Source organism: Sphingomonas jinjuensis, assembly GCF_014197105.1.
Classification (GTDB): domain Bacteria; phylum Pseudomonadota; class Alphaproteobacteria; order Sphingomonadales; family Sphingomonadaceae; genus Sphingomonas; species Sphingomonas jinjuensis.
Map to the genome: position 1 here is coordinate 16,337 of NZ_JACIEV010000001.1, position 14,384 is coordinate 30,720.

Consider the following 14,384-nt stretch of genomic DNA (forward strand, 5'->3'; position numbering starts at 1 on the left):
CGAAGAAGAAGGCACCGGCGACCGAGAGGACGACGGACTTGGCGTTGTTGTACGAGAGCGACATGGTGGCATTTCCCTTTGGTTCGATCGTTGCCGGACCATCCGGCGTCGATGCCAAGAGAATTGCAGCTAGCGTGCCAACTCTGAAAATCCGCGGAATTGCGTGGATTTCTTTTACAGGCCCGCAAGCAGTTGGCGGATTTCGCCGAGCCGTCCGGTAATTCACGCCGCGTTCAGGCGGCGCACACCCGATCGCGGCCATCGGCCTTGGCGGTGTAGAGGTGGCGGTCGGCGCGGTCATAGGCGCGACCGCCATCCTCGTCGGGCTGGAGCGTAGTAACGCCGAACGACATGGTGATGCGATCGAGCGGCTGATCGGTTTCGCGCACGCGATACCGCTTGTTGGCGATGACGCTGCGGACCCGGTCGAGACGGTCGACGGCATCGGGCAGCTCGGTCAGCGACATCAGGATCGCAAACTCCTCGCCGCCGTAGCGCGCGACGAGGTGGCCGCTGCACTGTTCGGCAAGCGTCTTGGCGATCGCCGCCAGCACGCGGTCGCCGATGACGTGGCCGTAGCGATCGTTGATGTGCTTGAACCGATCGATGTCGCACACCGCGATGCAATAGGGGCCGTTCGCGGCATCGCGCGCCAGCAGCGCCTCGTCGAAGGCACGGCGGTTGGGCAGACCGGTCAGCACGTCGGTGCGGGCGGTGTCGTTGGCCTCGGCGAGCTTGGCGCGCAGCGTATCCGCCTCACGCGTGGCGCGGGCCAGCCGCTCCTCGGCATCGCGGACACGGTTGAGCATCGATCCCGTCAGCCGCGCGATCTCGTCGATCCCGGCGATAGCGGGCTGGCTGCTCATCGCGGCGAGATCGCGGCCGAAATCCTCGGTCTCGGCGTGCATCGCCTTGACCATCGTCGCAAAGCCGGCGACCTGCGCCTCCGCCTCGGCGGCGAGCGCGGCCGCCTCGGCGACATCGTTCGCGGGCGTCGGCGTCGTTTCCGGCGGCGTGGTGCCGGCCGGGCCGGCGGGGTTGCGCGACCGGCCCCGCATCTCCTTACGCGGCACGACCTGGCCGCCCAGTTCCTCGACATCGCGACCCGACAGCGCCACGCCGTCGAAGGTCAGCCGAGCGACCGCGTGTGCGATCGGCCCGTCGGGATCGCTGATGACGGCGTGCGCGAAGTTATAATGGGCAGGCTCCGGGCTGAGGTGGTGCGCCGCCAGGAATTCGCCGATGCGGGCGAACAGATCGTCGCCCGCATTCTCGTCGATCTTTGGCTTCGCGAACACTCCGAACATCGTCTTCCCATTCCCCGTTGAGGGCGGGATAGCGATCATTGGTTATGATTACGTCACCGGCCGATTCACTTCCGGGGAAGTTTCTGCACCGCCGCGAGGGTCATCGCGACATGGTCTGCCGGGTTCATGTCATCATGGACGAAGACGACGCGGCCATCGCGCGCGATGACGTAGCTGGTCCGGCTGGTAATCGAGCGGCCCTGAATTTGCTTAGGATAAGCAACATCATAGCTTTTGACGATGGCCGGACCGGCGCTGGCCACCGCAAACTTGCCCGCGCATTTTTCCGCCGAGAACCGCTGCAGCGTCGGCACGTCGTCGGCGGACATGCCGATCACCGTCGCGCCAGCCTTCTGAAATTCGGGAATCGCCTCGGCAAAGGCATGCGCCTCGGCATTGCAGCCGCCGGTGAAGGCCGCCGGGAAGAAATAGAGGACGACGGGGCCCTTCTTCAGCTGCTCCTTCAGATGGACGCTGAAGACGTTGCCGGCGATCGCGCCGCGGGTGGTGAAGTCGGGGGCCGTCGCGCCGGGCGCGAGCGTGGCGGCGGCGGGAACGGCGGCAAGCGCCATGGCGACGGCGAACGGGGCAAAGCGCATCGGTGAACTCTCCTTGTTGTCGCGTGGCCTAGCGCATCGCCGGCGAGGGCGATAGGCGCGACGTCATGACGCTTTCGACCGCCGACATCGATCTTGCCCTGCGCCTCGCCGATGCGGCGGGCGCGGCGATCCGCCCCTATTTCCGCGCCGAGAACGGCCTGGAGCTGAAGGAGGATCATAGCCCCGTCACCCGCGCCGATCGCGAGGCGGAGGCGGCGATGCGGCGGCTGATCGAGGCGGAGCGTTCGGGCGACGGCATCGTCGGCGAGGAATATGGCGTGCGCGAGGGCGTGACCGGGCGCCGCTGGGTGCTCGATCCGATCGACGGCACGCGCAGCTTCACCGCGGGGCGGGCGATCTTCGGCACGCTGATCGCGCTGGTCGAGGACGGCTGGCCGGTGCTGGGGATCATCGACCAGCCGATCCAGCGCGAACGCTGGCTGGGCGTGGCGGGACGGCCGACGACGCTGAACGGCAAGCCGGTGCGCACGCGCGCCTGTGCCCAGCTCGAAGGCGCGATCGTCGCGACCACCAGCCCGCACCTGTTCGGCGACGGCGACGTGCCGCACTATATGACGCTGGTCGCCGCCGCGTCGGGCGGGCACGCGCGGCAGGGGCCGGTCTATGGCGGCGACTGCTATAACTATGGATTGCTGGCGAGCGGCTTCCTCGACGTGGTGTGCGAGAGCGGGCTGCAGCTGTACGACTTCGCCGCGCTGGTGCCGGTAGTCGAGGGCGCGGGCGGGCGGATGTGCGATTGGAACGGCGACCCGCTGACCGCCGACGCGCAAGGCCATGTGCTGGCGATCGGCGATCCGGCGCGGACGGATGACGTGCTGGAGGCGCTGCACAGTCCGGCGCATGGGCATGGGGATGGGCACGGGCACGGGCACTGATCCAATCCCGTTCGTGCTGAGGAGGCATTGAGCGCAGTCGAAATGCCGTCTCGAAGCACAGGTGGCTTGGCTTGCCCCCTTCGACTGCCTGCCAAGGCAGGCGCTCAGGACAGGCTTCGAGACGAGGCTTCGCTCTCGCTCAGCCTCTCCTCAGGGCGAACGGTCGGAGGGGAGCCGTCATCCTGAACTCGGTTCAGGATCCCTCGCCGTATCGCGACTCGCGAGGAGATGCTGAACCAAGTTCAGCATGACGGTCTTGGGGAGAGGGTCGCACCATCGCCCGAAAGTTGCGCCGCGCAACGGGCGGTTCAGAAGATGCCCAGGAATTTCTTCCGCTGCCCCGGGCTCTGCTTGTCCTTGCCCTTCTCGTCCTTCGCGGTCGTACCGCGGCCGACGTCGTCGCGGGGCTGGCCCTTGGTGGTGCGCTGCGCCTTGGCGGTGGCGCCCGACAGGACCGGGCCGCAGGCCGCCGCCTTGGCGTCGCCGACGTCGACGAAGGCCAGGATGCCGGCGAGCGGGGTCGCAAACAGGCTGAGGCCGAGCCCTGCGCCTGCGCGGCCGACGAGGTCGGGCGAGATCACGTCGAGCGACGGCTGGGCGAACACGCCACCCAGCCCGACCGGCGACTGGCCGGAAAAGAGCGAGAATTTCTTGGCATCGGCGCGGATGGCGAGGTCGATCGCCTCGTTCTTGAAGCTGAAGCCGCCGCGGCCGACGATGACGTTCTTCGTCGTATCGATCAGGATCGGGTCGGCGGCGGCGATGCCGTTGCGCACGGTGAAGGCGATCAGCCCGCAATTGATGCGCACCGGCTCCTTCAGCGCACCCTGGAACATCTTCTGCGCAAAGGTGCCGATATCCAGCTCGGCGAGCTGGACGTTGCGCGTCCACAGGCTGCCGCCGGGCATGATGAAGGCGATGCGCCCGCGCGCGGTGCTGAGCGAATCGTGGATGGTATCGCCCCTGCCCGCCAGCTCGATCCGCCCCTTGATCGTGCCGCTCGTCCCCGCTTCCGCCACGCCATAGCCCGCCAGCAGCCGACCCATCGGCGTCGACGCGAGGCGAATATCGTAAGTAACGGCGCTCGGCCGCTTCTGCGTGTCGAAGACGACGTTGGCGGCGACGTTGCCGCGCGCCATCGAGAAGGTCATCGGCTCGAGCGCCAGCCGCCCCCGGTCGAGCACCAGCGTGACGTCGACGTTGGAGATCGGCACGTTGCGCGAGCGGACGGTGCGGATCGTCCACTTCAGGTCCGCGTCGAACCGCTGCATCGTTGCGATCGGCAGCGCCGCGTCGGGCAGGATGCGCTGCGGCGCCGCGCCGGTGGCGGCAGCGGCGGCGATCGCCCCCTTGGTCGCGACGATATCGGGATTGTAGCCGATGAAGGGCGCGGCATCGATGATGTCGAGCTTGTCGGTCGCGAGCCTGGACGAGAGGTGCAGCCGCTCGCCGTTGGTGACGGTGAGCGTGCCGGCGAGATCGGTGTCGCCCGCGGTGCCGCGCAGTCGCGTGAAGCGATATTCGTCGCCGCTCTTCACCAGCTGGCCGCGCACCAAGTACGTGCGCGTCTGCGGGATGACGACGCCGATGATGTCGAGCAGCTCCGCCATGTTGCGGCCCTTCGCCGCGACCGACAGCGGCACGTCCTCGATCTCGGCGAGCGACGGCAGGGTGCCGGCGACGTCGATGACGTTGTTGGCGGCGCGCGCGCGCATCACCAGCTGGTTCTGCCCGCGGTTGACGGTCGCGTCGGGCGACAGCAGCCGCGCGGTGAGTGTGAAGGGCGTCTGGCGCACCCGGCCGCCGCCGGTGACCCCCACCGAGCGCCCGATGCGGGCGTCGTTCGACGTGATGTCGGCGATCTTCAGGTCGGCGCGCAGCTGAAGCCGTGGATCAACGAAGCGGACCGTGGTGCCGGTGACCCGCGCGACGTCGATGCGGGGAAATGCCAGCGGCTTGCCGCCCTTCTTGTCGCTGAACGTCCAGCTGTTGGTCGAATGATCGGGTTTCCATTCCAGGTCGGCGGCACCCCCGTCGAGGTCGAGGCTGTAGAAGCGGCGCTTGCCGAACAACAGCGACAGGGGCGCGATCCGCGCGTCGATCCGCTTCGCCTCGAACAGCTTGGGCCGGGTCGTCCAGCCGGGGTTGGCAATGCTGAAGCCTTCGGCGACGAACGCGATCCTGAGCGGCGCGAAATAGAGCTGGAAGTCGCCGTCGACCGTGACGGTGCGATTCGTCAGCCTGCCGACGATGCTCTCGAAGGGATGCTTCAGGAAGCGGCCCTTGGTGATGAACAGCACCGCCCAGGCCAGCACGACCACGCCCACCACGCCGAGCAGGACGTTGCGCACCCGATGGCGCCGCTGCATGCGGGGCGGCGCTTCGCCCGATGCGGGTTGCTGATCGGCCGCGTCCATGACGGGGCAAGCGTTTCGCCAGCGTTCCGGTTCCCCGGGTTGCCTTTTGCCCCTCACGCGTCTATGCGGCCCGCTTCCCGAGCGAGGCGATAGAGGACTGCCCGGCCATCAAGGGCTGCCGCGGCTGTCTTAGCCTTGCTCCAGACGAAAGGACCAAAATGCCCAAGCTCAAGACCAAGAGCGGCGTGAAGAAGCGCTTCAAGCTCACCGCCAGCGGCCTGCTGAAGCACGGCGTCGCCGGCAAGCGCCACCGCCTGATCAGCCATAACGCCAAGTACATCCGCCAGAACCGCGGCACCAAGGTGCTGTCGAAGGCCGACACCGCGACGGTGAAGGCCTGGGCGCCCTACGGCCTCAAGTAAGCGAGAAGGACTAGCATATGGCACGCGTCAAGCGGGGCGTAACCACTCGCGCCAAGCACAAGAATATCCTGGAACAGGCCAAGGGCTATCGCGGTCGTCGCAAGAACACGATCCGCGTCGCCCGCCAGGCCGTCGAGAAGGCGGGTCAGTACGCCTATCGCGACCGCAAGGTGAAGAAGCGGACGTTCCGCGGTCTGTGGATCCAGCGCATCAACGCCGGCGTCCGCGCCGAGGGCCTGACCTATTCGCAGTTCATGCACGGCCTGAAGCTGGCCGGTGTCGAGCTGGACCGGAAGGTCCTGGCCGACATCGCGATGCACGAAGGCGAGGCGTTTAGCGCCATCGTCGCGCAGGCGAAGGCGGCTTTGCCCCAGGCCGCCTGAGGCGACCTGTCGTAGACGGATGAAGGGGCGCTGGTGGCGACACCGGCGCCCTTTTTCGTTCCGGCGGGCATCGGCCCCCGCCACCTCTATCCGTCATCCCGGCGGAAGCCGGACTGTAAGGATTGTTGGGTTGGCTGCGCTGCGACACACACCGGTGGTCATTCCCGCGAAGGCGGGAATCCATACTGGCTGGTGGCGGTGATGATCTTCAGGCTCAGTGATAATGGATCCCCGCCTTCGCGGGGATGACGGAGGAAGGTTCGATGGTCCGGAAACGCTATCCGGGCGTGTATATCCTGGCAAGCGGGCGGCATGGCACCCTCTACATCGGCGTCACGTCAGACCTCGTCGGCCGGATGATCCAGCACCGCAACGGAACGTTCCGAGGCTTCACCAGCCGGTACGATGTCACTCGACTCGTCTGGTATCAGATGGCCGACACGATGGAAGCGGCCATCACCCGCGAGAAGCAGCTGAAGAAGTGGAACCGCGACTGGAAGCTACGCCTGTTCGAGGAAAGCAATCCCGAATGGGTTGACCTCGCCCCCGAGCTGGGGCTGTGACCGACCGCAACGACCTATATCCCTCCCTGGGAGCAACCAAGTGACCGATACCGACGATCTCCGCCATCAACTCCTGTCCGCCGTCGAGGCCGCCGCCACGCTCGACGCGATCGAGACGATCCGCATCGAGGCGCTGGGCAAGCAGGGGCGCGTCACGCAGCTGCTGAAGACGATGGGCGCGATGAGCCCCGAGGAGCGCCAGGTCCAGGGCCCTGCCATTCACGGGCTGCGCGAAGCCGTCACCAACGCGATCGCGGCGCGCAAGGCGGCGCTCGAGGCGGATGCGCTGGCGGCGAAGCTCGCCAGCGAGCGGATCGACCTGACGCTGCCGGTCGACGCCGTGCCCGCGGGCACCGTCCATCCGGTCAGCCAGGTCATGGACGAACTCGCCGAGATCTTCGCCGACCTGGGCTTCGCAGTCGCGACGGGGCCGGAGATCGAGACCGACTGGCACAATTTCACCGCGCTCAACATCCCCGACACGCATCCGGCGCGCGCGATGCACGATACCTTCTATCTGCAGCAGGGACTCGACGCGAAGGCGGCAGGGACAGCGGACGAGAAGACGACCTTCTCGCTGCTGCGCACCCACACCTCGCCGGTGCAGATCCGCACGATGCTGGGTCAGAAGCCGCCGATCCGCATCATCGCGCCGGGGCGCACCTATCGCTCCGACTCTGATGCGACGCACACGCCGATGTTCCACCAGGTCGAGGGGCTGGTGATCGACAAGGGCATCACGCTCGGTCACCTCAAGTGGACGCTCGAGACGTTCCTGAAGGCGTTCTTCGAGCGCGACGACATCGTGCTGCGGCTGCGCCCGAGCTATTTCCCGTTCACCGAGCCATCGGCGGAGATCGACGTCGGCTTCACCTGGACCAAGGGCAAGCGAGTCATCGGCGGCAGCGGCGATGCGCAAGGCGGCGGCTGGCTGGAGGTGCTGGGCAGCGGCATGGTCCACCCGAAGGTGATCGCGGCCTGCGGGCTCGACCCCGCCGAGTGGCAGGGCTTCGCCTTCGGCTGCGGCATCGATCGGCTGGCGATGCTGAAATACGGCATGGACGATCTGCGCGCCTTCTTCGACGGCGATATCCGCTGGCTGAAGCACTATGGCTTCGCCGCGCTCGACGTGCCCACGCTGTCGGGCGGGGTCGGCGCGGCGGCGTAAGCCCCCCCCCGCCACCGTCATCCTACTGCATCCATGGATCCCGGCGTTTGCCGGGATGACGTAAGGTCAACGACATGAAGTTCACCCTCTCCTGGCTCAAGGACCACCTCGACACCGACGCGTCGCTCGACGCGATCGTCGAGGCGCTGACGCGTATCGGGCTGGAAGTGGAAGGCGTCACCGATCCCGGCGCGGCGGTGAAGCCGTTCCGCGTCGCGCGCGTCCTGTCCGCCGAGCGGCATCCGCAGGCCGACAAGCTGCAGGTGTTGCAGGTCGACGCCGGCGACGGGCCGCTTCAGGTGGTCTGCGGTGCGCCCAATGCGCGCGCTGGGCTGGTCGGCGTGTTCGGGGCGCCGGGCGACTATGTGCCGGGGCTCGACGTCACGCTGAAGGTCGCGGCGATCCGCGGCGTCGAATCGAACGGCATGATGTGCTCGGCCCGCGAGCTTCAGGTCGGCGAAGGGCATGACGGCATCATCGAGCTGCCCGACGATGCGCCGGTCGGCACCAGCTATGCCGACTATGCCGGGCTGAACGATGCGGTGATCGACGTCAGCATCACTCCCAACCGGCAGGACTGCATGGGCGTGCGCGGTATCGCGCGCGATCTGGCGGCGGCGGGATTGGGGTCGTTGAAGCCGATCGGCACGTCGCTGCACCTCGACGATGTCTCTCCGGTGGAGGGCAGCGGCGAGGCGCCCGCGATCCGTACCGAGACGCCGGGCTGCCCCGCCTTCTACGCCCAGGCCGTGACCGGCGTCGCGAATGGCGAGGCGCCCGAATGGATGCAGCGCCGGCTGCGCGCGGTGGGGCAGAAGCCGATCACGACACTGGTCGACATCACCAACTATGTGATGCTGGATCTCGGCCGGCCGCTTCACGTCTATGACCGCGCCAAGGTGGCGGGCGCGCTGGTGGCGCGCGCCGCGCAGGATGGCGAGCAGGTGACCGCGCTCAACGGCAAGACCTATGCGCTGAGCGCGGGCATGACCGTGATCGCCGACGATCACGGCGCCGACGATATCGCCGGGATCATGGGCGGCGAGCGCACCGGCGTGTCGGCGGACACGACCGACGTGCTGATCGAATGCGCCTATTTCGACCCCGATCGCACCGCACTGACCGGCCAGGCGCTGGCGCTGACCAGCGACGCGCGCCAGCGGTTCGAGCGTGGGGTCGATCCCGCTTTCCTCGACGAAGGGCTGGCGATCGCGACCCGCATGGTGCTGGCGCTGTGCGGCGGCACGCCCTCTGCCATCGCGCGCGCGGGGGAGCCCCCGGTGGCCAAGCGCGTCATCCGCTTCGATCCGAAGCTGACCGAGCGATTGGGCGGGCTGCATGTCGCGCCCGAGCGGCAGGCGCGGATCCTGCTGTCGCTCGGCTTCACGCTGGGCGCGATCGATCATGCCGATGCGTATAGCGACGCGCTGATGGCGACGATCGAGAGCGACTGGCCGGTGAGCGTGCCGACGTGGCGCCGTGACATCGACGGGCCCGCCGACCTTGTCGAGGAAGTGATCCGCATCGAGGGGATCGACAAGGTCGCGAGCACGCCGCTGCCGCGCTTGCCCGGTGTCGCCAAGCCGACCGCCACGCCCGAGCAGGCCTGCGAACGCCGCGTCCGCCGTGCCGCAGCCGCGCGCGGGCTGGACGAGGCGGTGACGTGGAGCTTCGTCAGCGAGGGCGAGGCAGCGCCGTTCGGTGGCGGGGCGTGGACGCTCGCCAACCCGATCAGCGAAGAGCTGAAGGTGATGCGGCCGTCGCTGCTGCCCGGGCTGCTGAGCGCGACGCGGCGCAACCTCGCGCGCGGTGCGGGCAGCGTTCGGCTGTTCGAGATCGGCCGGCGCTATCTGGCCGACGGCGAGCGCGCGACGCTGGCGCTAGTGATGGCCGGCGACAAACGCGCGCGGGGCTGGCGCGAGGGCAAGGGCGTCGGCTTCGACGCCTATGACGCCAAGGCACAGGCGCTGGCGCTGCTCGCCGCGGCGGGCGCACCGGTCGACAACCTTCAGGTGTTTGGCGAGGCGGGCGATGCCTGGCATCCCGGCCAGTCGGGCACGCTGCGGCTGGGGCCGAAGACGGTGCTGGCGGCGTTCGGCATCGTCCACCCCAGCGTGCTGAAGGCGTTCGACATCGACGGCGCGGTTGCGGCGGTCGAGCTGTATCTCGACGCGATCCCGCCCAAGCGTACGCAGGGCTTCGCGCGCGTCGCCTATGCGCCGCCGGCGTTGCAGGCGGTACGCCGCGACTTTGCCTTCAGCGTGCCCGCCGAACTCGCCGCAGACGCACTGGTGCGCGCGGTGAAGGGCGCGGACAAGGGGGCGATCGTGACCGCGCGCGTGTTCGACGTGTTCCGCAAGGACGGCGAGACGTCGATGGCGGTCGAGGTGACGCTGCAACCGCAGGAAAAGAGCTTCACCGACGCCGAGCTGAAGGCGGTAGCGGACAAGGTCGTCGCCGCGGCGGCGAAGCTGGGCGCGACGTTGCGGGGTTGAACTGGTCCTCCCCCGGAGGGGGAGGAATGCAAGACGAAGGAGACTCACATGACCGAGCGCGCCATGATCCGTATCGGCAACGGCACGCTGTCCGCGGCGATCAATCCCTTTGGGGCCGAACTCAGCCACCTTGAGGATGCGCAGGGTCGCGAGCTGATGACCGATGCCGATCCGGCCTATTGGACCGGGCGGGCGCCGATCCTGTTCCCTGTCGTCGGCCGCCCCTATCGCGACACGATCCGCGTCGACGGCACCGCGTACGACATGAAGCAGCACGGCTTTGCGCGCCGCAAGCTGTTCGACGTGGTCGAGCAGAGCGAGAGCCATGTCGTACTGGCGCTGAGCGAGGACGAGGAGACGCTGGCGATCTATCCGTTCGCCTTCGTCCTGACGCTGGCCTTCCGCCTTGACGGCCCGACGCTGCATATCGAGGCGCGCGTCGCCAATCCGGCGCAGACGCCGCTGCCTGCGAGCTTCGGCTTCCACCCCGCCTTCGCCTGGCCGCTGCCCTATGGCGAACCGCGCGAGGCCCACCGCATCACCTTCGAGGCGGACGAACCCGAGGCGATCCGCTGCATCGCCAGCGACGGGACGATCGCGGAAGGGGAGCGCCCCTCCCCGCTCGACGGCGGACGCGAGCTGCTGCTGCGCGACGATCTGTTCGCGGACGATGCGCTGGTGTGGGATCACGTCGCGTCGCAACGCGTCACCTATGGCGCGGCGCAGGGGCCGGTGCTCGACATCGCCTTTCCCGATACGCCGATGCTGGGGATCTGGACGAAGCCGGGCGCGCATTACGTCTGCGTCGAGCCGTGGCACGGCATTGCCGACCCGGAAGGCTATACCGGCGAGTTCAAGGACAAGCCTGGCGTGTTCACGGTCGAACCGGGCGGGGAGAAGCGGATCGCGTTGAGCGTGACGCTGGTGGCGTAGGACGCTAAGGGGCCGTTCGTCCTGAGGAGCCGCTGAGCGAAGTCGAAGCGGCGTCTCGAAGGATATGTGGTTCGAGACGAGGCTTCGACTTCGCTCAGCCTCTCCTCACCACGAACGGTTGGGGAGCGATTGGAAGAAGCAGAAGAAGAATGACCTCCCCCCGCCGTACCTTCGCGATCATTTCCCACCCCGACGCCGGCAAGACGACGCTGACCGAGAAGCTGCTGTACGTCGGCGGCGCGATCCATCTCGCCGGCGAGGTGAAGGCACGCGGGGCGAACCGGCGGGCGCGGTCGGACTGGATGAAGATCGAGCAGCAGCGCGGCATCTCGGTGACGTCGTCGGTGATGACGTTCGAGAAGGACGGCGTGACCTTCAACCTGCTCGACACGCCGGGGCACGAGGATTTCAGCGAGGACACCTATCGCACCCTCACCGCGGTCGATTCGGCGGTGATGGTGATCGACGCAGCGCGCGGGATCGAGGCGCAGACGCGCAAGCTGTTCGAGGTGTGCCGGCTGCGCTCGGTGCCGATCATCACCTTCGTCAACAAGGTCGACCGTGAGGGTCGATCGCCGTTCGAGCTGCTCGACGAGATCGCCGACGTGCTGGCGCTCGACGTGACGCCGATGAACTGGCCGATCGGCATGGGCGGCGAGTTCGAAGGGATCATGGACCTGAAGAGCGGCGCGATCAGCCGGCCGGAGGGCGACAGCCGCGTCTTCACCGGCAAGACCGACGCGACGCCACTGTCCGATCGTTTCGCCGAAGAGGTCGAGCTGGCGCAGGGCGGCTATGCCGATTTCGATGCCGAGGCTTACCGTCACGGCGACCTGACGCCGGTGTATTTCGGTTCCGCGCTCAAGGATTTCGGGCCGGCGGAGCTGATCCGCGCGCTCGCCGACTTTGCCCCGCCGCCGCGTCCGCAGCCCGCCGAGCCGGCACCGATCAGCCCCGAGGAGAAGGAAGTCACCGGCTTTATCTTCAAGGTGCAGGCGAACATGGACCCGCAGCACCGCGACCGGATCGCGTTCATGCGGCTGTGCTCGGGCGTGTTCAAGCGCGGCATGAAGCTGACGCCGACGGGCCATGGCAAGCCGATCGCGGTGCATTCGCCGATCCTGTTCTTCGCGCAGGACCGCGAGATCGCCGACGAGGCGTTTCCAGGCGACATCATCGGCATTCCCAACCACGGCACGCTGCGCGTCGGCGACACGCTGAGCGAGAAGGCCGACGTTCGCTTCACCGGACTGCCCAATTTCGCGCCCGAAATCCTGCGCCGCGTTCAGCTGAAGGATCCGACCAAGACCAAGCAGCTGCGCAAAGCGCTCGACGACATGGCCGAGGAGGGCGTGACCCAGGTCTTCTATCCCGAAATCGGCAGCAACTGGATCATCGGCGTCGTCGGCCAGCTGCAGCTCGACGTGCTGCTGTCGCGGCTCGATGCGGAATACAAGGTGGCGGCGGCGCTGGAGCCGGCGCCGTTCGACACCGCGCGCTGGGTCAGTGCGGCGGATGCGGGCGAGCTCAAGACCTTCATGGATCAGAACCGCTCGGCGATGGCGAAGGACCGCGACGGCAATCCAGTGTTCCTGGCGAAGAGCGCGTGGGAGGTGAACTACGTCGCGGACCGCTATCCGAAGGTCAGCTTCGCGGCGACGCGGGAACGCTAGGCGATCGCCTTCGCCGGCCGGATCAGCAGCACCAGCCCGGCGATCGTCAGCCCGCCGCCCAGGATCGTCGTCGCGATGCTGGGGAACAGCACCAGGTCGATGATCCAGACGACCAGCGCCGCCATCAGCAGGATCGAGCCCGTGACCTGTGATGGCGGCGGCGTGGGCACGTCCTCGCCCTCCTCGATCCAGCCGCGCTTGAGCGGCCGGATCGCGAGCAGCGCCAGGATCGCGGCGACGACATAGAGGCCGATGCCGATCATCGCGCCGAGTGCCAGCGACTGGTCGCCATATTGCTTCTTCAGCATCACCGACAGCGCGCCCATCAACCACGGCCCCAGGCCAAGCCCGAGCAGGTTGTTGATGAGCAGGAACGTCCCCGACGTTCCCGCGCGCATCCGTGACGGCGCGAGATGTTGCGAGGCGGTGATGATCGGGCCCAGCCACAGCGTGTTGAGCGCGTTGGGGATCAGCAGCACGAACCATGCGAGCATGGGATTGGGCAGGCGAAAGCCGAGGATGAACAACGGCGCGGCGATCAGCCAGGCGATCGCGGGCACCCGCGCGTACCAGGCGCGGTCGATCTTCCCCAGCCGGTCCGACACGACGCCGCCCATGAAGATGCCGACCGATCCGCCGATCAGCAGCAGCGCGCCCATGAACTGGCCGACCTTCACCAGCTCGTTCGTCTCCGTCCATCCGAATTGGAAGGCGATGATCTTCGGCGCCCAGAGCGCCAGGCCATAGCCTGCCATCGAGCTGCACCCGGCGCCGATCGACAACAGCCAATAGGCGGGCTTGCGCATCAGGATCGGCATGACCGTCAGCGGCGACGGCGCGCCCTTCACCGCCGCGATCGGCGGGTAGCGATCGCGCACCAGCAGCAGGAAGATCGGCGCGACCAGGATGCCGGCGACCCCCATAACGACGAACGCGGTCTGCCAGTTGACGTTCTGCGCGATATAGGCGCCGAGCAGCACGCCGAAGCCGAGCCCGATCGGGATTCCCATCGAATAGACCGCGAGCGCCCGCGCACGCCGCTCGACCGGGAAATAATCGGCGATCAGCGCATAGGAGGGTGCCGCGCCGCCCGCCTCTCCCACACCGACGCCCAGGCGGCAGAGGAACAGCGACCAGAAGCCGGTGGCCGCCCCGCACAGCGCGGTAAAGCCGCTCCACACCACCAGCGATCCCGCGATCACCCGCGTCTTGCCCCAGCGATCGGCCGCCAGCGCCAGCGGCACGCCGAGCACCGAATAGAGGATCGCGAACGCCGTGCCGCCGATCGCCCCGAACTGCTTGTCGTCGAGGTCGAGGCTGGCCTGGATCGGCTTGGCGAGGATGCCGAGGATCTGCCGGTCGAGGAAGTTGAAGGTGTAGACGAGGAGCAGCATCGCCAGCACCAGCCGCGCGTAACCGGGGCGCGTCGTATCGGTGGGCATGGCTAGTCTCTCCCGGTTTTGCAGCGTGATGGGGGCTGCTCGTCAGTACGTCAACGCGGGTCACCTTCACCCTTCCGGCGCTGCGCGTCTCCCTCCCTCTCCCAGCGGGAGAGGGAGGGAGACGCCGGAGGCGGCGAAGGGTGAAG

General features: G+C 67.8%; 12 protein-coding genes. 8 read left to right on the forward strand and 4 right to left on the reverse strand.

Annotated features, from left to right (window positions below; translation table 11 throughout):
• Positions 1-233: 233 nt before the first annotated feature.
• Together GGQ80_RS00075 and GGQ80_RS00080 are read right to left on the reverse strand one after the other, a co-directional pair.
• Positions 234-1,307, reverse strand: coding sequence for a GGDEF domain-containing protein (locus GGQ80_RS00075; RefSeq protein ID WP_183981672.1), 1,074 nt, complete (start codon positions 1,305-1,307; stop codon positions 234-236).
• A gap of 65 nt (positions 1,308-1,372) precedes the next feature.
• Positions 1,373-1,906: a peroxiredoxin gene (locus GGQ80_RS00080; protein WP_183981673.1), complete on the reverse strand. Its 534-nt coding sequence runs from the start codon at positions 1,904-1,906 to the stop codon at positions 1,373-1,375.
• 65 nt (positions 1,907-1,971) lie between these two features.
• Between GGQ80_RS00080 and GGQ80_RS00085 the strand changes: the two genes are divergently transcribed.
• A complete protein-coding gene (locus GGQ80_RS00085; protein WP_183981674.1) occupies positions 1,972-2,802 on the forward strand; it encodes an inositol monophosphatase family protein in 831 nt (276 codons plus the stop codon).
• A gap of 308 nt (positions 2,803-3,110) precedes the next feature.
• On the opposite strand, the gene GGQ80_RS00090 is transcribed toward GGQ80_RS00085, so the two are convergent.
• Positions 3,111-5,219 carry an AsmA family protein gene (locus tag GGQ80_RS00090; RefSeq protein ID WP_183981675.1) on the reverse strand — a complete coding sequence of 703 codons (2,109 nt, stop codon included), beginning with the start codon at positions 5,217-5,219 and terminating at the stop codon, positions 3,111-3,113.
• Between the two features lie 158 nt (positions 5,220-5,377).
• Between GGQ80_RS00090 and rpmI the strand changes: the two genes are divergently transcribed.
• From rpmI to GGQ80_RS00125, 7 genes are all read left to right on the forward strand, one after another.
• Positions 5,378-5,581: a 50S ribosomal protein L35 gene (gene rpmI, locus GGQ80_RS00095; RefSeq protein WP_019515415.1), complete on the forward strand. Its 204-nt coding sequence runs from the start codon at positions 5,378-5,380 to the stop codon at positions 5,579-5,581.
• A 17-nt stretch (positions 5,582-5,598) separates the two neighbouring features.
• On the forward strand, positions 5,599-5,964 hold the full coding sequence (gene rplT, locus GGQ80_RS00100) for a 50S ribosomal protein L20 (protein ID WP_183981676.1): 366 nt from the start codon (positions 5,599-5,601) through the stop codon (positions 5,962-5,964).
• A 263-nt stretch (positions 5,965-6,227) separates the two neighbouring features.
• Positions 6,228-6,527: a GIY-YIG nuclease family protein gene (locus tag GGQ80_RS00105; RefSeq protein ID WP_183981677.1), complete on the forward strand. Its 300-nt coding sequence runs from the start codon at positions 6,228-6,230 to the stop codon at positions 6,525-6,527.
• Positions 6,528-6,567: 40 nt separating this feature from the next.
• Entirely contained in the window at positions 6,568-7,695 is a 1,128-nt protein-coding gene (pheS, locus tag GGQ80_RS00110) for a phenylalanine--tRNA ligase subunit alpha (protein ID WP_183981678.1), read from the forward strand.
• Positions 7,696-7,769: 74 nt separating this feature from the next.
• On the forward strand, positions 7,770-10,190 hold the full coding sequence (pheT, locus tag GGQ80_RS00115) for a phenylalanine--tRNA ligase subunit beta (protein WP_183981679.1): 2,421 nt from the start codon (positions 7,770-7,772) through the stop codon (positions 10,188-10,190).
• A gap of 48 nt (positions 10,191-10,238) precedes the next feature.
• Positions 10,239-11,123 (forward strand): aldose 1-epimerase family protein, encoded by an 885-nt coding sequence (locus GGQ80_RS00120; protein WP_183981680.1) that lies wholly within the window; start codon positions 10,239-10,241, stop codon positions 11,121-11,123.
• A 149-nt stretch (positions 11,124-11,272) separates the two neighbouring features.
• Positions 11,273-12,796 (forward strand): peptide chain release factor 3, encoded by a 1,524-nt coding sequence (locus GGQ80_RS00125; RefSeq protein WP_183981681.1) that lies wholly within the window; start codon positions 11,273-11,275, stop codon positions 12,794-12,796.
• On the opposite strand, the gene GGQ80_RS00130 is transcribed toward GGQ80_RS00125, so the two are convergent.
• Positions 12,793-14,238, reverse strand: a complete 1,446-nt coding sequence (locus tag GGQ80_RS00130; RefSeq protein WP_183981682.1) for a spinster family MFS transporter — start codon at positions 14,236-14,238, stop codon at positions 12,793-12,795. The genes GGQ80_RS00125 and GGQ80_RS00130 overlap by 4 nt on opposite strands.
• Positions 14,239-14,384: the final 146 nt, after the last annotated feature.

Coding starts and splice junctions, on each gene's coding strand:
- GGQ80_RS00075 (WP_183981672.1), bottom strand. CDS start 1,307: ATGTTCGGAGTGTTCGCGAAGCCAAAGATCGACGAGAATGCGGGCGAC.
- GGQ80_RS00080 (WP_183981673.1), bottom strand. CDS start 1,906: ATGCGCTTTGCCCCGTTCGCCGTCGCCATGGCGCTTGCCGCCGTTCCC.
- GGQ80_RS00085 (WP_183981674.1), top strand. CDS start 1,972: ATGACGCTTTCGACCGCCGACATCGATCTTGCCCTGCGCCTCGCCGAT.
- GGQ80_RS00090 (WP_183981675.1), bottom strand. CDS start 5,219: ATGGACGCGGCCGATCAGCAACCCGCATCGGGCGAAGCGCCGCCCCGC.
- rpmI (WP_019515415.1), top strand. CDS start 5,378: ATGCCCAAGCTCAAGACCAAGAGCGGCGTGAAGAAGCGCTTCAAGCTC.
- rplT (WP_183981676.1), top strand. CDS start 5,599: ATGGCACGCGTCAAGCGGGGCGTAACCACTCGCGCCAAGCACAAGAAT.
- GGQ80_RS00105 (WP_183981677.1), top strand. CDS start 6,228: ATGGTCCGGAAACGCTATCCGGGCGTGTATATCCTGGCAAGCGGGCGG.
- pheT (WP_183981679.1), top strand. CDS start 7,770: ATGAAGTTCACCCTCTCCTGGCTCAAGGACCACCTCGACACCGACGCG.
- GGQ80_RS00120 (WP_183981680.1), top strand. CDS start 10,239: ATGACCGAGCGCGCCATGATCCGTATCGGCAACGGCACGCTGTCCGCG.
- GGQ80_RS00125 (WP_183981681.1), top strand. CDS start 11,273: ATGACCTCCCCCCGCCGTACCTTCGCGATCATTTCCCACCCCGACGCC.
- GGQ80_RS00130 (WP_183981682.1), bottom strand. CDS start 14,238: ATGCCCACCGATACGACGCGCCCCGGTTACGCGCGGCTGGTGCTGGCG.